The sequence below is a fragment of the Amycolatopsis sp. NPDC003676 genome, from assembly GCF_053587275.1.
Window position 1 is genome coordinate 1 of sequence record NZ_JBSFNS010000119.1, and the last position, 23232, is coordinate 23232.

Consider the following 23232-nt stretch of genomic DNA (forward strand, 5'->3'; position numbering starts at 1 on the left):
GAGCCCGCCGGCGTGGTCGAGATCGAGGTGGGTGAGGACGATGTCGCGGACGTCGGCCGGATCGAAGCCCAGCGCACGGATGCGGCTCAGCGCGGCTGAACCGAATCGTCGACCGACTGCTCGGTCTCCCCGCCGCCGAAGGCCCGGCGCCCACCGCCGCCAAGGGCCTCCGCATCCCGATGCAAGACGGCGCGCACCTCCTGGCCGACCGCTACGCACCACTCGGCCTGACCACCGGCCCGGTAGTCCTGATCCGCACCCCCTACGGCCGCACCGGCCCGCTCGCCAAGCTGTTCGGCGAAACGTTCGCAAGGCACGGACTCCAGACAGTCCTCCAAAGCACCCGAGGCACCTTCGGCTCAGAAGGCCAGTTCCGCCCGTTCCACCACGAACGCGAAGACGGAATCGCCACCGCCGAATGGCTGCGCGAGCAACCCTGGTGCGACGGCCGGATCGCGATGGCGGGCGCCAGCTACCTCGGCCACACCCAGTGGGCAGTAGGCCCGTACCTGGACCCGCCGCTGGAAGCCATGTGCCTGGGAGTCACCGCCTCGGAATTCGTCAGCACGTTCTACCCGGGCGGGGTGCTCGCGGCGGACAACATGGTGTCCTGGTCAGCCATGATCGGCAAACAGGAGGAGAGGTTCGCCGCACTGCCGAACCCGCTGCAAACCCGGCGCACCCGCAACGCGATGGCGTATCTGCCGATCGCGGGCGCGGACGTGGTGGCGATCGGGAAGCCGGTGCAGTTCCTGCAGGACGTCACCGAGCACGCGGACCCGGACGACGACTTCTGGCGGATGTCGGACCACAGCGCGGAAGTCGCGAAGCTCGAGGTGCCGGTCAGCATGGTCACCGGCTGGTACGACCTGTTCATCCGCGCGCAGCTGCGGGACTTCCGCACGCTGCAGGACGCCGGACGGTCGCCGCGGATCACCGTCGGGCCGTGGTCGCACGGCGAACCGGCCAGCTTCCGCGTGCTGATCCAGGACCAGCTCGGCTTCCTGCGCGCGCACCTCGCCGACGACCGCACGCAGCTGCAGCGCTCCCCCGTGCGGATTTTCCTGCAGCAGGCGTCGACCTGGCTCGATTTCGACCACTGGCCGCCCGCTTCCGAGCCCACGCACGCTCATCTGCGACCGGTCGGCGGCCTCGGCGAAACGGTGCCCGGCGAGGCCCTGCCCACGCCGTTCACCTACGACCCGGCAGACCCGACCCCGGCGGTCGGCGGGCCGTTGCTGATGGGAAAGACCAAGCAGCGCGACAATTCCGCGACCGAGGCGCGCGACGACGTGCTGGTGTTCACCGGCGAGCCGCTGGTGCACGACGTCGACGTGATCGGCGACGTGTCCGCCACCGTGTTCGTGCGGACCGAACTGGCCGACGCCGACGTGTACGTGCGGCTGTGCGACGTCGATCCCGGCGGCATCTCGCGCAACGTCACCGACGGCATCCTGCGGCTGCGTCCCGGCGCGCCGGAAGCCGACGCCGACGGCGTGGTGCGGGCCGAGGTGGAACTCGACCCGACCGCTTACCGCTTCCGTCGCGGGCACCGGTTGCGGCTGCAGGTCGCGGGCGGCGCGTTCCCCCGCTTCGCGCGCAATCACGGTACGGGAGAACGGGTTTCGTCCGCGGTGCGCAGCACGCCGAACCGGTTCGAGGTGTTCCACGACGAGACCCGGCCGTCCCGGGTGACGCTGCCGGTCTTCACCCGGTGACCGTTACTGAATGACCGCGCGCTGATGCGTCGTCAGCCTGCCGTCGTCGTGCAGCACATGCAGCAGCAGCGACGGCGGGCTGTCGAAGTCCAGCGGCCCGCCCTCGTCCCAGCCGCGCCCCGCGCCGGGTTCCACCGGCAGCAGCGACCCGGACACCACGCCCGGCGCGACCCGCACCGGAACGCCCGCGAACTCGGTCGCCGCGCCGGTGTGCACGTGTCCACACAGCAGCGCCGCGACGTCGGGATGCCGCTTCAGCACAGCGGCGAGCCGGTCTTCGCCGGTCTGGCGGATCGCGTCCACCAGCGGCACCCCGACGTCGAGCGGCGGGTGGTGGAAGGCGACGAACGACGGGCCGTCGTGAGCGGCGAGCGTGTCGTCCAGCCAGGCCAGCGTCTCGTCGGCGAGGTACCCCGCGCCCTTGCCCGGGATCGTCGAATCGCACGACACGAGCAGCACGCCGCCCACCTTGGTCGCGGAGTTCACTGGCGCGTCGCTGGCCGGTTCTCCCAGCAGCGCCTCGCGAAACGGCGCGCGTACGTCGTGGTTGCCGGGGCAGACCACCACCGGCACCGGAAGGTCGAGCAATTCCGCCGCGCGACGGTACTCCTCGGGCAGGCCGTGATCGGCGATGTCGCCGGTGACGAACACGGCGTCGACCGGCTCTTCGAGGTTTCGCAGATACCGCGTCACCGCGGCGGCCCGTGCGTCGGCGCGCTCGCCGCCGTCGAGGTGGATGTCGGAGAGATGCGCGAAAACCCGCACCGGATCAGCTCCCTTTCAAGTACGCCAATGCTTTCACCCAGTTCCGGACCAGCAGCGCGGACGCGCCGGGCAGGTCGCCCGCCCGCAGTGCCGCCGCGATCTCGCGGTGTTCGGCCACGCTCTCCGCCGCTCGGTCCCGCCCGCCGAAGTATGCCGTCTCGTAGCGTTTGAGCAACGGCTTTGTCTGCTCGATCAAGCGCAGCAGATGCGGGTTGTCGCAGCGGGACGTGAGCAGCGCGTGCCAGCGGTCGTCGGCCGCGGGAAGATCGCAGGAATCGGCTATCTCGTCGGAAATCCGGTCGAGCGCGTCCGGGAGCGAGGCGAGTTCGAGCGGCGACGTCCAGCGCAGCGCGAGCGCCTCAAGTTCGGCGATCAGCGGGTACAGCCGGCGGGCTTCCTTCGGATCGAACGGCGCGACGAGGAATCCGCGGCCCGGGGCGGCGACGAGGAGGCCGCGGTCGGCGAGGCCGATCAGCGCCTCGCGCAACGGCGTCCGGGAGACGCCCAGCTCGTTCGCCAGGTGAACCTCGTTGATGCGGGTGTCCGGGGGAAACCGTCCGTCGAGGACGCGCGCGGTGATCTCCTCGATAAGTTCACCGCGCATCAGTCTCTTGACCATGTGCTGAGTATTGCACACAGATCAGTCGTACTGTATTCAGTTCATATGGCCCGCTCTTTCGATGTCGATCGCGCAAGGTACGAAACGCCAGGCTGCGTCGGAGTCGCGCACTTCAACAACGCCGGCTCCGCACTCCCGCCCGCCCGCGTCACCGACACCGTGATCGACTACCTGCGCACCGAATCCCTGCTCGGCGGCTACGAAGCGGCCGAAGAAGCCAAGGACCGCCTCGACGGCGTGTACACCTCGGTCGCGCGCCTGCTCAACGCCGAGCCGGAAGACATCGCGCTCAGCGACAACGCGACCCGCTCGTGGCAAGCGATCTTCTACGCGCTGCCGTTCGGACCAGGCGACCGGATCCTCACCGCGAGCGCCGAATACGCCAGCAACGCCATCGCCTACCTGCAGATCGCCCGCCGCACCGGAGCGACTGTCGAGGTCGTGGACAACGACGAAACCGGCCAGCTCGACGTCGACGACCTGCGCCGCCGCATCGACTCCGACGTGAAGCTCATCGCGGTGACCCACGTGCCCACCCAGGGCGGTTTGGTGAACCCCGCCGAGGAAATCGGCACCGTCGCGCGAGAGGCAGGCATCCCGTTCCTGCTCGACGCCTGCCAGTCGGCCGGCCAGCTGGACCTGGACGTCGAACGCATCGGCTGCGACGCCCTGACCACCACCGGCCGCAAGTACCTGCGCGGCCCGCGCGGCACCGGTTTCCTGTACGTGCACCCGCGCCTGCGCGACCGTCTCGAACCGGCGATGCTCGACCTGCACTCGGCCAAGTGGACCTCCCCCACCGAGTACGTCGTCGACCCGACCGCGAAGCGCTTCGAAGTGTGGGAACGCGATTACGCCGCCGTACTCGGCCTCGGCGCGGCCGTGGACTACGCGCTGGAATGGGGCCTGCCCGCGATCGAAGAGCGAGTCACCGCTTTGGCCGCGACCCTGCGTACCCGCCTGGCCGACCTGGACCGAGTCACCGTGCACGACGCCGGCGCGCGCAAGTGCGGCCTCGTGACGTTCAGCGTCGACGGAGTGCCGTCGGACGAGATCAAGGACCGCCTGAACGCGGCGAAGATCAACACGAGCGTCGCCCACCCGTCGTCGGCGCAATACGACTTCACCGCCCGCCGCCTGCCGGACCTGGTGCGCGCGTCGGTGCACTACTACAACACCGAGGAGGAAATCGACCGGCTGACCGGCGAGGTCGCCGCGCTCTCGCGGTAGTCGGAGATCACCCGTTTGACGCAGTATCCAGCACCGCCGAAGCCGCCTCTTGTCTCGCGTACACCCGCGGAGTGCGCTGCGGCCGGGCCTGTCGAGGGGGCAGGCCCGACGGGGCCGGGGGAGGAAAAGGCCTCCTGGACCGGGATTGATGGGGGAACCCGGTCCAGGGGGCTTTCTCTCGCGTCTGGGCGGGGCGGCTGACGCACGGGCCCTGCCCGGCCTCCATCGCCGCGCCGCCGGAGCCGGCACCGCGCACTGGCTGGGCTGGGCTGGGCTGGAGGCAGGCGACCGGATCAGGAACGTGCTGAACCGGCGGCCTTCTCCTGGGACCACGAACCGGCCCACGTCGCCGGGTCCGGGAAAGCGTTGCTCGAACGACCGGGGACCCAGCCGTTTCCGGCGCGGCGGTCAGGCGCCGCTGGTGTGGTCCTTGTTGATGTGCGCCGGCGGAGCGGGCCAGTCGCCCACTTCCCCCATGAGGGTCTTGATCTGGCTCTTCGAGAGCGACTGCAGGACCTTGGTGGCCTTGGCCAGATCCCGGCCGTCGGCGTCCTCCTCGATGACCGCGGGATACGTGAACGCCTCGCCCTGCATCTCCACCGTCATCGGATCATTCACGACTGCACTCTTTTCCTGCTCGGGCGAACACAGTCCACGAACTGTAACACGGCTAAACAGCCTCTCCGATGCTCCGATTGTGGACGGAAGTAAGAGATCGCCTACGCAGTGCGAGGTACTGCATCCGCCTTTTGTGGTAGCGGCACCAGGCGAACATGCTCGCGGTCATCGCCGCCAGCGACAGGACCAGCCAGACGCCGTCGTGGATCGGCAGCGAAAAGCCGTCCGAAGCCAGCAAGCGGAGGTTGATCCTCCAGTGCAGCAATCCGGAATCCTGGAATACCGCGACCACCAGACCGGCGAAGGAAAAAAGCGTCGTGGCGCGCAACGCGAATTGCGTGGTCAGCGAAGCGCGCCGCAGGGCTTCGACGCCGAAAGCCTGCCTTGACCAGGAGGACAGCACTCCCGGAGCGGAAACCACGACCGCGACCACGCCGCTCTTGAGGTTGTAGTCCCCCGAAGAATTCACGAAAGTGATTCCCGCGACGATCAATCCCAGGGCGGACAAGAACAGCAGGGTCGCCGCGAGACGCAGGGTCGCGAAGGGGTTTTCGACGACATTCAGCACGTGGGTGTGAAGAATCCGCTCCATGTCGTAGCCGTTGCGGGCGTAAAAGTGCGCATACGGCAGCGCTCGATGATCCCTGGCGCGCATGTAAGTCGGGATCATCGGCTTGTTGGTGTCGATCGGCCCGGAATTCTTCGTGGTGCGCTTGAAGCTTTCCTGCTGGATCGGCTCCAGTTCCGAGGCGCTCACCCGCTTGTGGATCTCATGGGTGTGCACGTAAAGGCCGTCCGGCAGCGAAATCCGCAGATGGTAGCTCTCGCATTTGTACATCAGCGGGGTGGTCAGGGTGATCCGGGAAGGAAACTGGCCCCACCTGAACCGGATCTCCGCGGCCCAGTTCTGCCGCCATCCGCGCTCCGACTTGACCGCCTCCGACCCGTGCAGCGCCGTCGTGCGGCTGTACGTGATCTTCAGCGCCGCTTTCGGCTCGTCGACCAGCGCGTACAAGACGTAATTCGTCCGCAGCTGCGCGACCAGCCACTCGCCGCGCAGCGGCACGGAATGATCGTCCTCGGCCGGAGGCATCAGGTCGGTGACCGACTTGTCCTCGTGCGTGAGGCTGCTGGCCGGCCGCACCACCTCGTAGATGTCCGGAGCCACCCGGTTGCGCAGCTCCGCGAGAAACGCGGCGCCGTCGGGCAAAACCACGTTGTCGCCGCTGCCGACGTCGACGCCGCTCAATTCCTCCGCCGCCCGCGTGGTCAGCACCAGAGCCGCGGAAACGCGCAGGCTTTCGTCGTAGGAGAGCGTGGTCGCCGGTTTCGAATCGACCGTCACCTCCAGCCCGTCCAACAGCAGCCCCTTGGGAAAATCGGCCACCGGCACCAGCAGCGGACCCTTCTCCGGCACCTTCGGAATCCGGATGTCCTTGGTGACGGAGTGCTTCGCCAGCGGCCCCTCGGTCAGGATCTCCTCGGTGATGCGCAGGTTGGACTTGTGCGGCTCCAGCAGAAGCTCGACCGCCAGGTTCAGGTCGAGCGAACCGTAGTGCGCGTAGCCCTCGTCGAGCAGCTTCCGCACGTACCAGGCGTTGATGTCGTCGTGGACCGATTTCCCGATGCCGTCTTCCGGATTCCGCGGGATTTTCTTGTGCCCGTACAGATAAACGAACCTGCGCGCGAACAGCAGCCAGTAGAGCTGGTGGACGAGACCGCAGAAGCCGACCACGCCGAGGCAGCTCCGCACGACGACGATCGCAAGCGTGCCGTCGTGGCCCGGCCCCCAGGAAATCACCGCGAAACCCAGCAGGACGGCCGACAGCAGAAACACCGCGAGCCGGGGCGACGAGAACCGCCCGTTCGGAAATCCGGTGTCCTGCACGACTTTGTCGACCCGCGAGCCGAACACCTTCAGCGCCCGAGGAATACGCGTGCCGTGCCCGTCGCCCTCGCTCATGGGGCTCCCCTGTCCCGATGCGGCGTAATCTGCCTGTGCTAGTCGGCACGGCTCGGAAAGCCATTACGCCGATTGCCCGGCTTGACCCGTCTGGAGCAGCGCGCGACGGACCCTCCGCGACGATTTCGGCACCGCCCGGCCCGGGCCTCGCCGCGGTGCCGGAACGGACGCTGAGGCGGGCGAAGACGTCACCCGCCGGAAAACGGGCTCCAGACGGCCTTCGCGGCCTCCGGAGGCACTCTGGAGGGCGAAAACGACGAACCCCATCCAGTGAAGCTTTCACTGGATGGGGTCAGCCCGATCGTGGTGGGAGGCGTCGAAGCCCTTTCCAAAGCCTCAAAACGGATAAAACAGCTGCATCGCATTGCCGCAAGCCTGCCTCTCTCAACAAATAGTAACACAGAGAAAGCAGTGAGTTACCACACGCAACCTAGGCTCAACGAGACTCAGGTTGATCAGCTCGTAGCTGCCTATCAAGCAGGAGCATCGACCTACGAACTTGGTGAGCGTTTTGGAGTCCACCGCCAGACGATCAGCCGACACCTCAAAGCTCGCGGCATCGACCTCACGCCAGGCATCGATCCCAAGCTCCTGTCGCAAGCCGCTCAACTCTACGAAGCCGGTTGGTCGCTAGCTCGCATCGCCACCAAGTACGGCATCTCAGCTGAGACGCTACGGACCAGCCTTACCGAGATCGGGGTCAAGATGCGAGGGAAGCATGATCGACGTACACCAGAACGAAACTGGGCTCAGCTTAGCCGATAGAGTAAAATGTATCCATGAAGCGCATCTCGACGGCGGCGTACCAAGCACTTAGAGCGGCCTTACCGGTGATAACTTGGAACAAGCGCCCCTTTGAGACTTACCTTCGCACAGCCTTGCGAGAGCATCCAGCCCTACTTGTCGGACTCAACTTCAGCGATACTAAACGAAACGTCTCAGATCAGCTCATAGATACGCTCATTACCCATGAAGACAAGTACCAAGATGTCACGCTCCAGTTGATGTTGGAGCTGGCCAGCATGACAAAGTTCCCAAACCTTGAGCAGATCAAAGATGACGCGGACCGCACACTACGCCTTCAAGAAGCCATCGACGCGATCAATCATCTCAAGTCCGTAACCGAAGAGTACTCGGGACGACTCGCCGACGCTGAGCGTCAAGAGGCCGCACGGAAAGCTGCAGCCGACCAGGCAGCCGCCATCCGGAAATTTTCCGACGATCTAGCAGTACTTCGCGATCGCTTCTTGCAACTTCAGCAGGGTTTGGATAAGCACAAACGTGGCTACGCTTTAGAGTCACTGCTAGCAGACTTATTTCTACTATACGACCTAGAGCCCCGTGTAGCCTACAACCTCGAACTTGAGCAAATAGACGGCTCGTTCAGCTTCGACACTGACGACTATATCATTGAAGCACGCTGGCGCGACGCTCTAGCCGACCGCGGAGATGGGGATATATTCAAGGCCAAAGTTCTCTCCAAGGGCAAGAACGCCATGGGCCTCTTTGTTAGCATCAAGGGGTACACTGCAAACTTCATCAAGCGCTTTGAAGAGTCCACACCATTTATCACCATGGACGGATCGGACCTGTACTTGATATTGGAGGGTCGCGTACGCCTTGACGATCTACTCCGCGCCAAAAAGCGTCACGCAAACGATACCGGCTCTTGCCATCTTCCAGCCTCAAAGTATCTAACATCCTAGGAGACGACACAAAAATGACGCGCTATATATACGACAAACGCGGTGCAGCCGTTGCCTATATTCAAGGCCGGTTCGTCTATTCCATGCAAGGGAATGCGGTAGGTCAAATTAGCCAAGACACTCATGTTCACAAGCTGTCCGGCCAATATGTCGGCGAGATCCACGAGGACATGATCGTCGACAAACACCTCGGAAATCTCGGAAATATTGGCAATCCCGGCAATCCAGGAAATGCGGGCAACCCGGGGAACCCCGGCAACCGCGGCACCATCAACTACGGATACCCTGACGTCTCCGGAAAACTATTGAACTAACTTAATGCACAAGGTAAACAAATGCCTCGAATTGGCGATAACGATATTTTTGAACAGAAATACATGGCTAATCTCGAGGCGCTTCTGACCTCCCGTGGCCTCACAATCAAGTACTCACACGACCGCGCTGCGCTCGACCTAGGGCTGCACCTGTACAAAGCAAGTGAAGACGGAAAACAGGGCGTCAGCCCTGTACGCATCTGGATGCAGTGCAAAGGCATCAAAGAGTCAACGTTGAGCGCCGAGGCTGCCACGGATGCCGGCTCGGTCGCCATCAAGGGTCTCAGTACCGAACACATTGCCTACTGGTATGCCGCACCGGAGCCGGTTTACCTCGTAGTTTACGTCGAGGCACTTGACCTCTTTCTGGCACAAGATGTGCGCGAACTGATCGACCAGCACGGCCGGTCGCTCACTCTCCACGCCCTCGCTGCCTCTCAACGAACTACGACCTTGCACATCGACCTCAGCCGAACACTGGATGAGGCCATACAAGCCATGCCACAACATCGGAGCATGCGTATCGATGGTGCCGAGTTCCGCGGACGCCCCCTCGGCCACAATTACCGAGCTGGTCACGGAGCTACTTGCCGTCCACGACTTCCGAGCTGGCAAGCGGCTCGACCCACAAGCCCTCCTGGGTGATGCGTTCGCCGCTACGACGATCGTCCAAGGACGGCTTACGCTGACCTACGAGTGGACCTCGCCTCTGTTCACTGAGTTTGGCTACGACGAGGGCAGCGATTTCCGCATCGAGTCCGCCCCTGAGCATGTCCAAGGCGACGTTGTAGTCATAATTCACCCGGGAACTTTTCATGCGATCCAGAAGACACCACAACTTACACAGCAAGTTGAACAGTGGAAGAAGGACGGACGCAAACGTATTCTTATGTTCTTCAACAACACTGAGCATCCAGCGCAAATTGGTGACTGGCGCGTCAACCTTGCACCGCTTTGTGATATACCGCAGGGACTTGGCAGTCTTGCTTTTAACGTCTTAACGACAACCAACGTCTATCTCAAGTATCTCGATAAGTTATCTTGGCGATACATTAACTATCTACACTGATATAGTGTGACATAGAAGCCATGCGAAGCCAAAGGCGACTCGACGTCACAGCAAGGGCCTGCGGTGAAGAGTGGGCGTCGGTAACCGACGCGGCCGGAGCGTAACGCTTGACGCCTACGTCCGATAACTACACCAGGAGGATACAACAGTGGACAATGGACTTAACAACATCGAACAGCCACCGCCAAGGCAGCCGAGTCCGTCGCTCTGGTACGCCGAGGACGCAGCCAGATACTGCCATGTCAGCATCGAAAGGTGGAACGAATGGACAAGAACCGGCTACCGTAACGTTCCGAGCCGCGTCGCAACACTTCAACAATGGGTACCTGATGAAATAAAAGCGTGGTGGCGCGAGCAGCGGAATAAGCAAACAGACGATACAGAAACTAGTTAGCAGGGAACCGGATCAATCCCTCCCGGTCAGTGATCGCCGCTCTCAGGCGTCACGGAACGAGCAAGCTCGCGCATCCGACTGAACATGCTATTTGGGGGGCATGTTGTTTTCTTGCAACCGAAGTTCTCGCAACGAGCTGACGACCTGTCGAGCACCAGCATCCCGTAGCTCGGCTTCGCCGCTCTTGCCGGTCGCTACCCCGATGACCCGCACTCCAGCAGCCAGCCCGGCTTTGACGTCATTTGGCGTGTCCCCGATCAGTACCACTTGCTGGTCGTCGAAGTGTGTACCAGTTCGTGTCTCGGCTCGTTGCCGCGCGATCTGCACCAGCTCCGACCGTTCCGCATGGTCATCACCGAAAGCACTGCTGTCGAAGTCGAGGAAGCCGGCGAGACCGAACACCTCCAGCTTGATGCGTGCCACCGCGCGCAGGTTGCCCGTCAGGACCGCCTGGTGAATGATGCGGTCGGCAGCGAACCGCTCGAGCGTTTCCCGCGCGCCAGGCAGAGCCCGACCGGTGGCGGCCAGCTCCTCGCGGGCGTCCTCATAGCCTCGCACGAGGGCAGCGGCTACTCTTTGCACAGCCTGCTCGGTTGCTTCCAGCCCGTTGACTTTTAGCGACTCCGCCATGATGTCCAATTCGGTGCGCCCCGTGATAGTCGCCAGTTCGGCGAGCGGTTTGCCGGTGGCCGCCGGGAACGCCCGATCGTAAATCGCCCTCCCGACGCCTCTTGTCTCGATGAGCGTGTGGTCGATGTCCCACAGCACCAAGGTCCGAGGTACAGCACCAGACGTGGTCATGTCGAAAGTCTGGCATCAGTGACGGATCGAGCGCGACGCGATACCATTCGCCCTGGTCAGAGGCCTGACGGGAGGCGACACGAGATCGTGAACGACCAGTTGGCGCAGATGGTGGGCGATCGTGTGCGGTTCTATCGCACCGCCGCTCGCCAGACGAAGACGGTCGTCGCCGGACTGACCGGCATCACGCCAGACTACCTCTACCAGATCGAGCGCGGCCAAAAGCTGCCGACAATCCCGGTGCTAGCGCAGCTGTCCGAAGTCCTGCGCGTTGAACCAGGCGACTTGCTGAGCAACCGGCCGGCATCGTCGCCGGAACGCACCTCCAGCATTACGGCTGATGCGATCTACCACGCCATGACCGCGCCCGCTGCGGTCAACCCTGCTCCTATCGGCGAACTCGGACGCCAGGTGCATGAGGCCTGGAGCGCTTGGCAGACGTCCGGCCATCGCTACAGCGAGCTGACGACCGACTTGCCGGAGCTTATTGCTGCTACTGAAGCGACGATCCGCGGTACGTCGGGCAGGCACCACCGACAGGCCCAAGCTGTCGCTGCCGATCTGTACGGACTCCTCCGTACCGTGACGAAGCGCGTCGGCCGCGTTGACTTGGCGCTCCTAGCCGCCGATCGCGCACAGCGCGCCGCCGAACAAGCCGACGACCCGATCCGGTCGGCCGGTGCGCGGTGGAACCTCATCCAGGTCATGTTGGCTGACAACCATGCCGAAGCTGCCGAGGACGAAGCCATGAACGCACTCGCCGACGTTCAGGCAGCTTTCGGCCCCGACCACCTCGACGCTGCAGCTCTGTCCGGTGCGCTTCTCCTGATCGCTGCGGTGGCGGCAGTTCGCGGCGGCGATGTCTGGACTGGGCGCGACCGGCTCCGTCAGGCGGTGCCACTGGCCGAACGAGTCGGCGACCGTAACGTCTGCTGGACAGCTTTCGGCCCAACAAACGTTGCCATGTATGCCGTATCGATTGAGGTCGAGTCCGGCGAAGCAGTGGAGGGCCTGCGGCTGGCCGCCAAGATCGACCACGGGCAGTCGCCCTCGATTGAACGGCGAGTGGCGTTCCTGCTCGACCAGGCCAAGGGCTACGCGCAACGACGCGAGTTCACCCAAACGCTGGCCCTCTTGAACGCCGCCGAAGCCGATGCACCGGAAGACATCCGGTTCCGACCAGCGGCGCACACGCTCATTCGCACCGTTATGGAACGCGGGCGACGGACCGAGTCAGTCGCCGCCGCGCAGTTCGCCAGTCGCGTCGATCTTCCGGTCTAGGACGTCCCGCCCCGTCACCTACCCGAACTGACAGTTCGGGTTACCGCCTAGTAATCGCCATAACGTCGTGTCCAGGCACCCCCGGCGGCCGGTTGAACTACCTCTCGCCTCCGAGATCACGGGCGAACTTCCGCACGCACCATCTCTGTTCACCGTGATGTCTCCCGATCGTCGGGGTGCCGCCAAGCCTCTCGGATACGGACGGAGCAAAACCGTGACAGTCCGGACAACGGCATCGCAAGGGACGACGCCGCGCTGCTGGCAAGGTGGTTCCAACGCACTGGTGCCTGTGCAGGAGCCTCGCATGCCGGAGCCGACGCAGCTCTACTCACTGCTGGTCTTGGCGCTCAGCTTGCACGCCCAGCATCCTGCCAGCGACCGCTGCGAAGACTGCGCCGAAGTCTGGCCGTGCGACACCGTCCGGCTGGCTTACCGGCTGCGCGAGGGTTTCTAGTGTCGTCCGCGCTGATCTACATCAACCCGCAGGCGATTCACCCGGTCATCGACGGCGTCTGGCACTGGACACGGCTATCCGCCATTCCGGCTCCCGGAGAAATCGTGACCATGCTGTGCGGTGTGACCGCAGCGGCGACGTTCGTGCCGCTGCAAGACCGCTGTACGCGCGGTGCACCAACACAATGCCCCTACTGCGACGTGGCCTACCGACGCTCGCTCGGCTGGGACATCCCGACTCGACATCCGGGCTTGCGACCGCGGGCGACGTGAACGCGGACATCGTGAGCTGACAGAGCATTGACGACGGCACCGAGCCTCCCGGCCTGGACACCGGCGGGATCATCGCCGACTACGAGGAAGACGACGACGCCCAACCGTGAACCAGCCCGGCAACCCCACGCCCACGGGACGGCCGCGCGCCGTACTGCTGGGCACTGTCCTCCGTTTCGCTCGGGAGAACGCCCGCTTTGGGGTGCGCGAATTGGCCCGGCGCCTCGGCATTACGCCTGCGATCGTGTCGAGCTGGGAGCTAGGGCAGCGCTCGCCAGGGCCGGACTATGTGGCCAGCATCCTCGGCGCGCTCGGCGTCACCGGCAACGCGCGACACCAGATCCTGCAGATAGCGCGCACTACCGACCCAGACGTGGTCGTCCTCGCGCAACCGCACCCCAGCCACCAGGCTGCGCTCGAAACCCTCGCGGACTCCGTCATCGACTGGCACCTGACCTTGATGCCCGAACCGCTCCAAACACCGGACTACGCCCGCGCCGTCCTCATCGCCTCCGGCTACTCCAGCAGCGAAGCGGCTTCCGTCGTGGACGCTCGAGCGGAACATGGCATCCGCTTCAGCCCGGAAACGCCACCACGCGTGGCCTACATCGGCGAAGCAGCATTCCACCGCTCAGTCGCCCCGACCGCAGTGACAGCCTGCCAGTTCTCGTTCCTCAATAACCTCGCCACGGCCGCCCCCGCAGTCTCCATCCGCATCGTGCCCACCGAAACCACCTACCACCTCGGGCTGGCCAGCTCGTTCACGCACTACACCATGCGCAACGGCTTGATCGCCTACCTCGGTCATCACGGCACCGGGTCCTTCGTGTCCGGAAACGGCCCCTACAGCCGCATCCTCGACCAACTCGACGGCGTCGCGCTGAGCGCTGCGGAGTCGCGGGCGGTCATCGACGAGTGCATCGTGAAGCTCTCATACGAACCTCCGCAGTCGATGCGCTGAAAATGCTTGTGGTCCGCAGTCCACCCTCTCGGATTCACGCTCACCGAAGCGCTTCAAACCGCCGAGCAGTGCCCGGCGGCGTACCGCAGTGCTCCGGACGCGATCCGGCGGCAGATCAACCAGGGTTTCTTCGAGAAGCTGTACATCGGGGAAGACGGGTCAGTGGTCGGTCGCGTCCTGATTGAACCGTTCGCGGGGGTGCTCGACAGCCCACGCAGAGCAGAAGTCGTCACGCTCCCCGACTGAGCCAGCGTCCGACCACATCGGCGAGACGGACGGAGACGCCGCAGACCGGTCCCGGCCGGGGAATGTCTTCCGGACGACGTTTGCGGACGTCAGGGACAGTTTGGGCGGCGAAAACGAAGAACCCCAACCGGTGAAGAAATCACCGGTTGGGGGTTGGAACAAGCGATGTCTGGTGGGCGCAGCAGGGTTCGAACCTGCGACCGCTCGGGTGTAAACCGAGTGCTCTTCCGCTGAGCTATGCGCCCGCGCGCCGGGACGAGGAAACCCCCGCCCCGGCGAGCGAAACAAGAAGAAAATCAGGCAGTCAGTTCCTCGACGGCCTTCTTCCACCCAGCCTGGTCGCGCGCCTCGCCGGGCGCGTTGACCTCGGCGAAGCGGACCACGCCTTCGGTGTCGATCAGGAAGGTGCCGCGCACGGCGAGCCCCGCCTGGTCGTTGAAGACGCCGTACTTCTGGGCCACCTCGCCGTGCGGCCAGAAGTCCGACAGCAGCGGGAACTGGTAGCCCTCGACCTCGGCCCACGCCTTGAGCGAGAACGGCGTGTCGACGGAGACGCCCAGCACCTGGACGCCCTTGCCGTCGTAGTCGCCGAACTCGTCGCGCAGCTGGCACAGCTCGCCGGTGCAGATCCCGCTGAAGGCGAACGGGTAGAACACCAGCAGGACCGGCTTGTCGCCCTTGAACTGCGACAGCGTGACCGGCTGCTTGTTGTAGTCGTTGAGCGTGAAGTCAGGGGCCTGCGAACCGACCTCGACGGCCATACCGGCGATTCCTCTCCAGAGCGAACACGAGCGTGCCGCCCACCCTATCGCGGCGTCAGCGCTGCTTGGCCTTCGAGGACTTCGGAGACACCAGCCGGGTGCCCAGCCAGCCCGGGCCCACGCTGATGTTCGCCGTCTGGGCGAGCCCGACCTGGGGCACCGCCTCGGCGATGTCGCTGGGCTCGACGTGCCCGGGCTGCCCGGTCTTCGGGGTCAGCACCCAGATCACGCCGTCCTCCTCCAGCGGACCGCGCGCGTCCACCAGCGCGTCCCCGAGGTCTCCGTCGTTGTCGCGCCACCACAGCAGCACGACGTCGATGACCTCCTGGGCGTCCTCGTCGAGGAGCTCACCGCCGATCGTTTCCTCGATCGCCGCGCGAACGTCGTCGTCGACGTCCTCGTCCCAGCCGATCTCCTGGACCACCATGTCCGGCTTGATGCCAAGGCTTTCGGCGACGCCGGCACTGCCTGCGTCTCCCGCGGCGACCACTGCTTCCACTCCTCCAACTACGACGGAGCGCGGCAGTAGGTCCGCCGCACTCGGATACACGGTTGTCGAACAGCGAACACTGACGCGGCGCTGCGCGCAACCGTCCACACCGGATCTTTGGCAAGTCGTGTCTGCAGCGTAGGGGCCCGCCGCCCCCTCGCCCGACTCCGGGTGGCACTCAGTACCCCACCACTGCGAAGCTCTCCCCGGGAGCCTCCTTTAGGGTGGAGGAGAGAAAACGCGCGCGCGATACACCGTGCGCGGGGAGTGGCGACACTCGGGCGGCCGATGTTACCGGGCAGTACAGGTGACGGGAACCCCAACCGGGACGACCATGGACGTCGGCGAGCACTCCCGCCCACCAGCTACAACGGCTACAACCAGCTACAAGGAGACCCCTTGGCCCCGCAGAACGACGGCGCCTCCGGCAAGGAGACCCCGGCTCGCGTACGCGTCATCCGTGACGGACTCGCGGCGCACCTTCCCGACATCGACCCGGAAGAGACCAGCGAATGGCTGGACTCCTTCGACGAGGCGCTGGCCCGAGGGGGCCAGCAGCGGGCCAGGTACCTGATGCTGCGCATCCTCGAGCGCGCCAGGGAGCGCAACGTCGGCGTCCCGGCGCTCACGTCGACCGACTACGTGAACACGATCCCCACCGAGAACGAGCCGTGGTTCCCGGGCGACGAGGAGATCGAGCGCCGCTACCGCCGCTACATCCGCTGGAACGCGGCGATCATGGTGCACCGCGCGCAGCGGCCGGGCGTCGGCGTCGGCGGCCACATCTCCACCTACGCCTCGTCGGCGGCGCTGTACGAGGTCGGCTTCAACCACTTCTTCCGCGGCAAGGACCACTCCGGCGGCGGCGACCAGGTCTTCTTCCAGGGCCACGCCTCCCCCGGCATGTACGCCCGCGCGTTCCTCGAGGGCCGCCTCACCGAGCAGCAGCTCGACGGGTTCCGCCAGGAGTACAGCCACGCGGGCGAGGGCGGCGGCCTCCCGTCGTACCCGCACCCGCGGCTGATGCCGGAGTTCTGGGAGAACCCGACGGTGTCGATGGGCCTCGGCCCGATGAACGCGATCTACCAGGCGCGGTTCAACCGCTACCTGCACGACCGCGGCATCAAGGACACCTCCGACCAGCACGTCTGGGCGTTCCTCGGCGACGGCGAGATGGACGAGGCCGAATCGCGCGGCCTGATCCACGTGGCCGCGGGCGAGGGCCTCGACAACCTGACCTTCGTGATCAACTGCAACCTGCAGCGGCTCGACGGCCCGGTGCGCGGCAACGGCAAGATCATCCAGGAGCTTGAGTCCTACTTCCGCGGCGCTGGCTGGAACGTGATCAAGGTCATCTGGGGCCGCGAGTGGGACTCGCTGCTCTCGGCCGACCGCGACGGCGCGCTGGTCAACCTGATGAACGTCACGCCGGACGGCGACTACCAGACGTACAAGGCCAACGACGGGGCCTTCGTCCGCGAGCACTTCTTCGGCCGCGACCCGCGGACGAAGGAGCTGGTCAAGGACCTCTCCGACGCCGACGTCTGGAACCTCAAGCGCGGCGGTCACGACTACCGCAAGGTGTACGCGGCGTACAAGGCGGCCATGGAGCACCACGGCCAGCCGACGGTGATCCTGGCCCACACCATCAAGGGCTACGGCCTCGGCCCGTCGTTCGAGGGCCGCAACGCCACGCACCAGATGAAGAAGCTCACCCTCGACGACCTGAAGCTGTTCCGGGACGCGCAGCGGATCCCGATCAGCGACGAGGAACTCGAGAAGAACCCGAAGCTGCCGCCGTACTTCCACCCCGGCCCGGATTCGCCGGAGATCGAGTACATGCGCGGCCGCCGCAAGGCGCTGGGCGGGTACCTGCCGGAGCGCCGCCCGAAGACCGCCAAGGCGCTCGTGCTGCCCGGCGACAAGGTCTACGAGGGCGTCCGCAAGGGCTCGGGCAAGCAGGAGGTCGCCACCACGATGGCGATCGTCCGGCTCATCCGCGAGCTGGCGAAGGACTCGGAGATCGGCAAGCGGATCGTCCCGATCATCCCGGACGAGGCGCGCACGTTCGGCCTCGACTCGATGTTCCCGACCGCCAAGATCTACAACCCGCACGGCCAGACCTACACCTCGGTCGACGCGAGCCTGATGCTGGCGTACAAGGAGTCCGAGAAGGGCCAGCTGCTGCACGAGGGCATCAACGAGGCGGGTTCCACCGCGTCGTTCACCGCCGTCGGCACGTCGTACGCGACGCACGGCGAGCCGATGATCCCGATCTACATCTTCTACTCGATGTTCGGGTTCCAGCGCACCGGCGACGGCCTGTACGCGGCGGCGGACCAGATGGCCCGCGGCTTCGTGCTCGGCGCCACCGCGGGCCGCACCACGCTGACCGGCGAGGGCCTGCAGCACGCGGACGGGCACTCGCTGCTGCTGGCGGCGACGAACCCGGCCGTGGTGGCGTACGACCCGGCGTACTCGTTCGAGATCGCCCACATCGTCAAGGACGGCCTGCGCCGGATGTACGGCGAGACCGGCCCGGACGGCAACGGCGAGAACATCTTCTACTACATCACCATCTACAACGAGCCCTACCAGCAGCCGGCCGAGCCGGAGAACCTGGACGTCGACGGCGTCCTGAAGGGCCTCTACCGGTACTCCGACGCCCCGGAGGGCGACGGGCCGGAGGTTCAGGTGCTCGTCTCCGGCGTCACGATGCCGGACGCGCTGAAGGCGCAGAAGATGCTGGCCGAGGAGTGGGGCGTGCGGGCCGCGGTGTGGTCGGCGACGTCGTGGGGCGAGCTGCGCCGCGAAGCGGTCGAGATCGACCACGAGAACCTGCTGCACCCGGACCAGACGCCGCGGGTTCCGTACGTCACGCAGAAGCTGGCCGAGGTTTCCGGGCCGGTCGTGGCGGTGTCGGACTGGATGCGCGCGGTGCCGGACATGATCCGCCCGTGGGTGCCCACCGACATGCTCACGCTCGGCACCGACGGGTTCGGGTTCTCCGACACCCGCCCGGCCGCGCGGCGCAAGTTCCTGGTGGACGCCGAGTCGATCACCGTCGGCGCGCTGTCCGCGCTCGCCAAGCGCGGCGAGTTCGACCAGGCGAAGGTCGCCGAGGCGGCGCGCCGCTACCGGCTCGACGACGTGGCGGCCGCCGGGCCGCAGACGTCCGACTCCGGCAACGCGTGACCGTTGTTTGACTCAGGGGCCCCTCCAGGACGATGTTCTGGAGGGGCCTCTGCCTTAAGGTAGACATCGGATGTATCCGGATGCCTGACGAAAGGTGGTCGAGCGTGACCCAGCGTCGCCTGCCCCGGCCCAGCGAGCTCAAAGAGATCCTGCGGCCGAAGCCGATCGTGCTGAACCCGACCGATCGGCGCCTCGCCGGCGCGCACACGATCGCCGATCTGCGGATGCTCGCGCGCAAACGCACCCCGCGGGCGGCGTTCGACTACACCGACGGCGCGGCCGAGCTCGAGGACAGCCTCCGCCGCGCCCGGCAGGCCTACCGCCGCGTGGAATTCCGGCCCAACGTGCTGCGCGGAGTGTCCGATGTGGACACCAGCAGGGAGATTCTCGGGAAGCGCTCGGCGCTGCCGTTCGCGTTCGCGCCCACCGGGTTCACGCGGATGATGCAGACCGAGGGCGAGCGCGCGGTCGCCCGCGTGGCACAGCGCAACAACATGCCGATGGCGCTCTCGACGATGGGCACCACGTCGATCGAGGACCTCGCGGCGGCCGCCCCGGACGCGCGCAAGTGGTTCCAGCTGTACGTGTGGCGCGACCACGGCGCGGGCGAAGATCTGATGAATCGCGCTTGGGAAAGCGGGTACGACACGCTCCTGCTGACCGTCGACACCCCGGTCGCGGGCCAGCGGCTGCGCGACGTCCGCAACGGCCTCACCATCCCGCCCGCGATCACGCTGAAGACGTTCGTGGACGGCGCGATGCACCCGGCGTGGTGGTTCAACATGCTGACCACCGAGCCGCTGAACTTCGCGTCGCTCAACCGGTTCGGCGGCACCGTCGCGGAACTGCTGGACAAGCTCTTCGACCCGACGCTGAACTTCGACGACCTCGACTGGGTGCGCCAGACCTGGCCGGGGAAGCTCGTGATCAAGGGCGTGCAGAACGTCGACGACGCGCGTGACGTGGTGAAACACGGCGCGGACGCGGTGCTGCTGTCCAACCACGGCGGCCGCCAGCTCGACCGCGCGCCGACGCCGATCGAGCTGCTGCCCGCGACGCTGGACGAGATCCAGGACAGCGCCGAGGTCTGGGTGGACACCGGGATCCTGTCCGGCGGCGACATCGTGGCCGCGCTCGCCCGCGGCGCGAACGCGGTGCTGATCGGCCGCGCGTTCCTGTACGGCCTGATGGCCGGCGGCGAGCGCGGCGTGCAGCGCTGCGTGGACATCCTGCGCACCGAGATGATTCGCACGATGCAGCTGCTCGGGGTCCGACGGGTGGACGACCTCCGCCCCACCCACGCGACGCTCCGCTGAGCCCGAAGTCCGGGAAGGCCCCTTGATTCCGTCGAGGGGCCTTCCCGGACATTCAGTGCCGGGATTGGTGCAGTAGGCGTAATCCGGTATCCAGTGACCGACATCACGTCTCCTGCCTTCGGATCATCCGAGGGAGAAGACCATGTCCGTCACGCTGAACCGCCGCGCGCTGGCGATGCTGCGCGCGATCGCCGCCGGCCGAGCCGAACTCACCCGCAGCTGCGAACCGGACCTGAGAGTCGACGGCCTGCCCTGCTGCGACCAGACGACCGCGCACGACCTGGTCCGGGAAGGCCTGGTCCGCCCGGTGTCCGCGCTAGGCGGCGCAGTCGGGCAGTGGACGGCGGCCGAGCTGACCCCGGACGGGCAGCTCGCGCTCGGCGCTTGAGGTCAGCGCGCCGCGGCGACGGTCTTGCCGTCGGTGACAGCGGTGCGCGCCGAGCGGTTCCAGGTGACCCAGCCGTGGACCACCAGCGCGGCGAAAACGATATAGATCGCGGCCGAGAAGTACAGGCCGGAGCGGATCTGCAGCGGCACGCCGATCGCGTCGACCACCAGCCACACGCCCCAGAACTCCACGAGCCCGACGCCCTGCGCGGCGAACGCGACGAGCGTCCCGACGAAAATCGCGGCGTCCGGCCACGGCGCCCACGAGGCGTCGAGTGCCTGGAGCGTCAGCGCCATCGCGACCGTGCCCAGCCCGAACGCGGCGAGCATCACGGCCCGCTCGGTCCAGCGGCCCTTGCGCACGACGACGCCGTACACCGGGTCGGTCCGGCGATTCCAGGCCCACCAGCCGTAAAGCGAGATGAGCAGGATCGCGACCTGCCGCCCGGCGAGTCCGCCGAGATGCGCGGACACGTAAACGGAGAACAGCAGGACGGTCGCGCCGACCTGTACTGGCCAGGTCCACAGCGTCCGCCGCTGCGCGAGGAACACGACCGCGAGCGCGAACACCTGCCCGGCCAGCTCCGCGATCGAGATCCACTGGCCGAACACAGTCACGCCGTGGTGCAACAGGAAGTCCACGTCCGCACCCCTTCCGATCTACGCCTCCCAACATGCAACACGGAGCCTCCATTCCCGTGCCGATGTGAGACTGCGGACAGTCCCGCTGAGTGGACGCCGGGGCCGGACACGGCGGAGGCCCGGCGCCGGGACGGCACCGGGCCTCCATCGCCCGAGCAAGCCCCGCGAGCGCGGGGCAGACCGCGGGGCCGCGCTGCCGAAGCAACGCGGCCCCTGGTCACCGATCCGGCGGATCGGCGAAGGCCGTCAGCGAAGCGACCGACCGGACTCGAATCCGGTCAGCAGCACGGCCGGACGCCGGTGCATGTCCGTGGAACCACCGGCGTCAACCTCCTTGCTGGTACCGGCTCAGCGGTCCACGCGCCCGAAACCGGCGGGCGGGGTCGGCGGCTCCGGCGGGCGGCCGCCGTCCGCGGGCGTCTGCCGGGTCTGCTCGCTCGGCTGCGGAAGGCTGCCCGACTGGGACTGCGGGTAGTTCTGCGTCCGGGTCTGCCCGGCGTGCGCGTGCTGCCCGCTCACCTGGCCGGGACCCCGCGAGCCGTCGCCGGAGCCCGAGCCGACCTGGCCCTGCAGGTTGGCCAGCCAGCCGCCCCACCGCTCCTGGGCGGGCTTGATCAGGCCGCCGCCGAAGCCGACGACGATCACGCCGCCCGCGGTCGCCAGCACCGCGATGAGCACCGGACCGGTCACCGACGTCGCGATGTTCACCTGGCCCAGCGCCGCGATGATGCCGAACGCCATCACGAGCCAGTACGCGACCGTGCTGATCAGCCGTCCGGCCGGACGGCCCGAAAGCGCTCCGGAGACGACGTCCCGCACGACCTTCGCGATCGCCGCGGCCACGATGATCAGCACCACCGCGACCAGGATCCTCGGCAGGAACGCGATGATGTCGTTCAGCAGCTGGCTCACCGGGTTCGACTGCCCGAACACCCCGAACGCGAGCTGCAGCGCGATCAGCAGAATGAAGTAGTAGACGAGTTTCACGAGCACCGTGGTGGCGTCGAGATTCGCGCCCTTCACCATTCCGGTCAGCCCGGTCTTCTCGACCAGCCGCGTGAAACCGAGTTTTCCGAGAACGAGCCCGAGGGCTTTGGACAGGGCTTTCGCGATCAGCCAGCCGATCAAGAGGATGATCAGAAAACCCACGAGTTTCGGGACGAACGTGGCCACTAGATTCCAGGCCTGTCCGAGTCCGTCCTTGAGTTGTTCACCCACGCTGGCTCCCTTCGCCGCGGTTCGACGTGGATTCCGGCACCGTCCTGTCGCACCGGGTCGCAGGACAGGTACCCACTGCACCCGAGTGCTGTGCACCACGATCGAGTGAGACGACTGGCGCGGGAAGATCAATCGCCGCCATACTTGTCCTACCGGTGGGGACCGGGGAGACGAGGCCGCTCGGCGCAGCGAAAACCGCAAGCGCCGGGCGGCCTCGAACATTTCCCGCACTTTATCGCCGCACGACGGCGCTTCCGCAGCCGAATGGGGTTCGGGTTTTCTCCCGCGTTCATCTGGCCTTCATCTTCGGGCGATTGGCGGAACGCCGACGGATTTGCGCCCCGGCCTGGGCGCGGTCGCGGAGATGTCCGGACGGGAATCCCGGCGAGCGCGGTCTGTGCGGTGCGAATTCGCGCGGCCGGTAAGCCGCCGACGGCGAATTGCGCGGATCTTCCGACGACTCCTCGGATAACGGCGAAGCGGCAATAGCACGTGCCGCCGAGGCGCGAGATGCGGCGCGAAGGGCATAACCCCCGGGCGCGGCGACCGGGCGCGGAGGCAATGCGGCCGGAGCAATCGCGCGGGCGGCGTTCACGTATCTCACCCGTTGCCGCTAACCCACGTGGGTTAGGGGCTCCGCTTTCCAGGTCCCTCACCCGGTCGGAGCGTCCACCGAGAGTAGAGGCTTCCGGGACGGAAACGGCGGGGGGGGGGGGGGGGGCCCGGCCCCCCCGCCGGGCAAGCCGGGGTTGGCCGCCCGCCCCCCCCCCCCCCCCCCCCCACAACCCCCCGGGGGGCCGACCCCCCCTCGG

The 23232-nt window shown here is 66.2% G+C and carries 23 protein-coding genes, 1 tRNA gene and 1 pseudogene; 14 read left to right on the forward strand and 11 right to left on the reverse strand.

Annotation, left to right across the window (positions count from 1 at the left end; all coding sequences use genetic code 11):
* Positions 1–93, reverse strand: a pseudogene (locus ACWDNU_RS38615) (MBL fold metallo-hydrolase); the annotation flags it as partial.
* Positions 94–179: 86 nt separating this feature from the next.
* Here ACWDNU_RS38615 and ACWDNU_RS38620 point away from each other — a divergent pair.
* Entirely contained in the window at positions 180–1718 is a 1539-nt protein-coding gene (locus ACWDNU_RS38620; protein WP_449672495.1) for a CocE/NonD family hydrolase, read from the forward strand.
* A gap of 3 nt (positions 1719–1721) precedes the next feature.
* On the opposite strand, the gene ACWDNU_RS38625 is transcribed toward ACWDNU_RS38620, so the two are convergent.
* Positions 1722–2483: a metallophosphoesterase gene (locus ACWDNU_RS38625; RefSeq protein ID WP_449672496.1), complete on the reverse strand. Its 762-nt coding sequence runs from the start codon at positions 2481–2483 to the stop codon at positions 1722–1724.
* A 4-nt stretch (positions 2484–2487) separates the two neighbouring features.
* Entirely contained in the window at positions 2488–3102 is a 615-nt protein-coding gene (locus ACWDNU_RS38630; RefSeq protein WP_449672497.1) for a GntR family transcriptional regulator, read from the reverse strand.
* 45 nt (positions 3103–3147) lie between these two features.
* Between ACWDNU_RS38630 and ACWDNU_RS38635 the strand changes: the two genes are divergently transcribed.
* Positions 3148–4332, forward strand: a complete 1185-nt coding sequence (locus tag ACWDNU_RS38635) for an aminotransferase class V-fold PLP-dependent enzyme (protein WP_449672498.1) — start codon at positions 3148–3150, stop codon at positions 4330–4332.
* Positions 4333–4740: 408 nt separating this feature from the next.
* Here the strand turns inward: ACWDNU_RS38635 and ACWDNU_RS38640 are convergent, their stop codons facing one another.
* Positions 4741–4950 carry a hypothetical protein gene (locus tag ACWDNU_RS38640; protein ID WP_378407439.1) on the reverse strand — a complete coding sequence of 70 codons (210 nt, stop codon included), beginning with the start codon at positions 4948–4950 and terminating at the stop codon, positions 4741–4743.
* A 52-nt stretch (positions 4951–5002) separates the two neighbouring features.
* Complete coding sequence (locus ACWDNU_RS38645; RefSeq protein ID WP_449672499.1) at positions 5003–6913, reverse strand: hypothetical protein; 1911 nt, start codon at positions 6911–6913, stop codon at positions 5003–5005.
* 270 nt (positions 6914–7183) lie between these two features.
* Here ACWDNU_RS38645 and ACWDNU_RS38650 point away from each other — a divergent pair, with 270 nt between their 5' ends.
* The 4 genes from ACWDNU_RS38650 (at position 7184) to ACWDNU_RS38665 (ending at position 10002) form a co-directional block, all read left to right on the forward strand.
* Positions 7184–7678, forward strand: a complete 495-nt coding sequence (locus ACWDNU_RS38650; RefSeq protein WP_449672500.1) for a hypothetical protein — start codon at positions 7184–7186, stop codon at positions 7676–7678.
* Between the two features lie 14 nt (positions 7679–7692).
* A complete protein-coding gene (locus tag ACWDNU_RS38655) occupies positions 7693–8619 on the forward strand; it encodes a hypothetical protein (RefSeq protein WP_449672501.1) in 927 nt (308 codons plus the stop codon).
* A 14-nt stretch (positions 8620–8633) separates the two neighbouring features.
* A complete protein-coding gene (locus ACWDNU_RS38660) occupies positions 8634–8933 on the forward strand; it encodes a 4-fold beta flower protein (protein WP_449672502.1) in 300 nt (99 codons plus the stop codon).
* 526 nt (positions 8934–9459) lie between these two features.
* On the forward strand, positions 9460–10002 hold the full coding sequence (locus ACWDNU_RS38665) for a hypothetical protein (RefSeq protein WP_449672503.1): 543 nt from the start codon (positions 9460–9462) through the stop codon (positions 10000–10002).
* Positions 10003–10483: 481 nt separating this feature from the next.
* On the opposite strand, the gene ACWDNU_RS38670 is transcribed toward ACWDNU_RS38665, so the two are convergent.
* Complete coding sequence (locus ACWDNU_RS38670) at positions 10484–11197, reverse strand: haloacid dehalogenase-like hydrolase (protein WP_449672504.1); 714 nt, start codon at positions 11195–11197, stop codon at positions 10484–10486.
* Positions 11198–11284: 87 nt separating this feature from the next.
* Between ACWDNU_RS38670 and ACWDNU_RS38675 the strand changes: the two genes are divergently transcribed.
* The 5 genes from ACWDNU_RS38675 (at position 11285) to ACWDNU_RS38695 (ending at position 14411) form a co-directional block, all read left to right on the forward strand.
* Entirely contained in the window at positions 11285–12478 is a 1194-nt protein-coding gene (locus tag ACWDNU_RS38675; RefSeq protein WP_449672505.1) for a helix-turn-helix domain-containing protein, read from the forward strand.
* Between the two features lie 304 nt (positions 12479–12782).
* Positions 12783–12932, forward strand: coding sequence for a hypothetical protein (locus ACWDNU_RS38680; RefSeq protein ID WP_370939300.1), 150 nt, complete (start codon positions 12783–12785; stop codon positions 12930–12932).
* On the forward strand, positions 12932–13204 hold the full coding sequence (locus ACWDNU_RS38685) for a hypothetical protein (RefSeq protein ID WP_449672506.1): 273 nt from the start codon (positions 12932–12934) through the stop codon (positions 13202–13204). The genes ACWDNU_RS38680 and ACWDNU_RS38685 overlap by 1 nt, the downstream gene beginning before the upstream one ends.
* A 106-nt stretch (positions 13205–13310) precedes the next feature.
* Entirely contained in the window at positions 13311–14165 is an 855-nt protein-coding gene (locus ACWDNU_RS38690) for a helix-turn-helix domain-containing protein (RefSeq protein WP_449672507.1), read from the forward strand.
* Positions 14166–14171: 6 nt separating this feature from the next.
* Positions 14172–14411, forward strand: a complete 240-nt coding sequence (locus ACWDNU_RS38695) for a hypothetical protein (RefSeq protein ID WP_449672508.1) — start codon at positions 14172–14174, stop codon at positions 14409–14411.
* A gap of 170 nt (positions 14412–14581) precedes the next feature.
* Here the strand turns inward: ACWDNU_RS38695 and ACWDNU_RS38700 are convergent.
* The 3 genes from ACWDNU_RS38700 to ACWDNU_RS38710 all read right to left on the reverse strand — a co-directional run bounded on the left by ACWDNU_RS38700 (position 14582) and on the right by ACWDNU_RS38710 (position 15662).
* Positions 14582–14656 (reverse strand) — tRNA-Val (locus ACWDNU_RS38700).
* A 51-nt stretch (positions 14657–14707) separates the two neighbouring features.
* Positions 14708–15172: a peroxiredoxin gene (locus tag ACWDNU_RS38705; RefSeq protein ID WP_020657595.1), complete on the reverse strand. Its 465-nt coding sequence runs from the start codon at positions 15170–15172 to the stop codon at positions 14708–14710.
* Between the two features lie 55 nt (positions 15173–15227).
* Complete coding sequence (locus ACWDNU_RS38710) at positions 15228–15662, reverse strand: DUF3052 domain-containing protein (protein WP_067591158.1); 435 nt, start codon at positions 15660–15662, stop codon at positions 15228–15230.
* 399 nt (positions 15663–16061) lie between these two features.
* Here ACWDNU_RS38710 and aceE point away from each other — a divergent pair, with 399 nt between their 5' ends.
* From aceE to ACWDNU_RS38725, 3 genes are all read left to right on the forward strand, one after another.
* On the forward strand, positions 16062–18857 hold the full coding sequence (gene aceE / locus ACWDNU_RS38715) for a pyruvate dehydrogenase (acetyl-transferring), homodimeric type (protein ID WP_449672509.1): 2796 nt from the start codon (positions 16062–16064) through the stop codon (positions 18855–18857).
* Between the two features lie 104 nt (positions 18858–18961).
* Positions 18962–20173, forward strand: coding sequence for an alpha-hydroxy acid oxidase (locus ACWDNU_RS38720; protein WP_370939305.1), 1212 nt, complete (start codon positions 18962–18964; stop codon positions 20171–20173).
* A gap of 142 nt (positions 20174–20315) precedes the next feature.
* Positions 20316–20561: a hypothetical protein gene (locus tag ACWDNU_RS38725; RefSeq protein WP_344272426.1), complete on the forward strand. Its 246-nt coding sequence runs from the start codon at positions 20316–20318 to the stop codon at positions 20559–20561.
* Positions 20562–20563: 2 nt separating this feature from the next.
* Here the strand turns inward: ACWDNU_RS38725 and ACWDNU_RS38730 are convergent, their stop codons facing one another.
* Positions 20564–21202, reverse strand: a complete 639-nt coding sequence (locus ACWDNU_RS38730; RefSeq protein WP_449672510.1) for a nicotinamide mononucleotide transporter family protein — start codon at positions 21200–21202, stop codon at positions 20564–20566.
* A gap of 348 nt (positions 21203–21550) precedes the next feature.
* Entirely contained in the window at positions 21551–22420 is an 870-nt protein-coding gene (locus tag ACWDNU_RS38735) for a mechanosensitive ion channel family protein (RefSeq protein ID WP_449672511.1), read from the reverse strand.
* Positions 22421–23232 lie beyond the last annotated feature (812 nt).

Bases quoted from the DNA above. Each gene is read 5' to 3' on its own strand.
- ACWDNU_RS38655 (WP_449672501.1), top strand. From the start codon at position 7,693: ATGAAGCGCATCTCGACGGCGGCGTACCAAGCACTTAGAGCGGCCTTA.
- ACWDNU_RS38680 (WP_370939300.1), top strand. From the start codon at position 12,783: ATGCCGGAGCCGACGCAGCTCTACTCACTGCTGGTCTTGGCGCTCAGC.
- ACWDNU_RS38665 (WP_449672503.1), top strand. From the start codon at position 9,460: ATGGTGCCGAGTTCCGCGGACGCCCCCTCGGCCACAATTACCGAGCTG.
- ACWDNU_RS38635 (WP_449672498.1), top strand. From the start codon at position 3,148: ATGGCCCGCTCTTTCGATGTCGATCGCGCAAGGTACGAAACGCCAGGC.
- ACWDNU_RS38725 (WP_344272426.1), top strand. From the start codon at position 20,316: ATGTCCGTCACGCTGAACCGCCGCGCGCTGGCGATGCTGCGCGCGATC.
- ACWDNU_RS38670 (WP_449672504.1), bottom strand. From the start codon at position 11,197: ATGACCACGTCTGGTGCTGTACCTCGGACCTTGGTGCTGTGGGACATC.
- ACWDNU_RS38620 (WP_449672495.1), top strand. From the start codon at position 180: ATGCAAGACGGCGCGCACCTCCTGGCCGACCGCTACGCACCACTCGGC.
- ACWDNU_RS38645 (WP_449672499.1), bottom strand. From the start codon at position 6,913: ATGAGCGAGGGCGACGGGCACGGCACGCGTATTCCTCGGGCGCTGAAG.
- ACWDNU_RS38705 (WP_020657595.1), bottom strand. From the start codon at position 15,172: ATGGCCGTCGAGGTCGGTTCGCAGGCCCCTGACTTCACGCTCAACGAC.
- ACWDNU_RS38630 (WP_449672497.1), bottom strand. From the start codon at position 3,102: ATGGTCAAGAGACTGATGCGCGGTGAACTTATCGAGGAGATCACCGCG.
- ACWDNU_RS38660 (WP_449672502.1), top strand. From the start codon at position 8,634: ATGACGCGCTATATATACGACAAACGCGGTGCAGCCGTTGCCTATATT.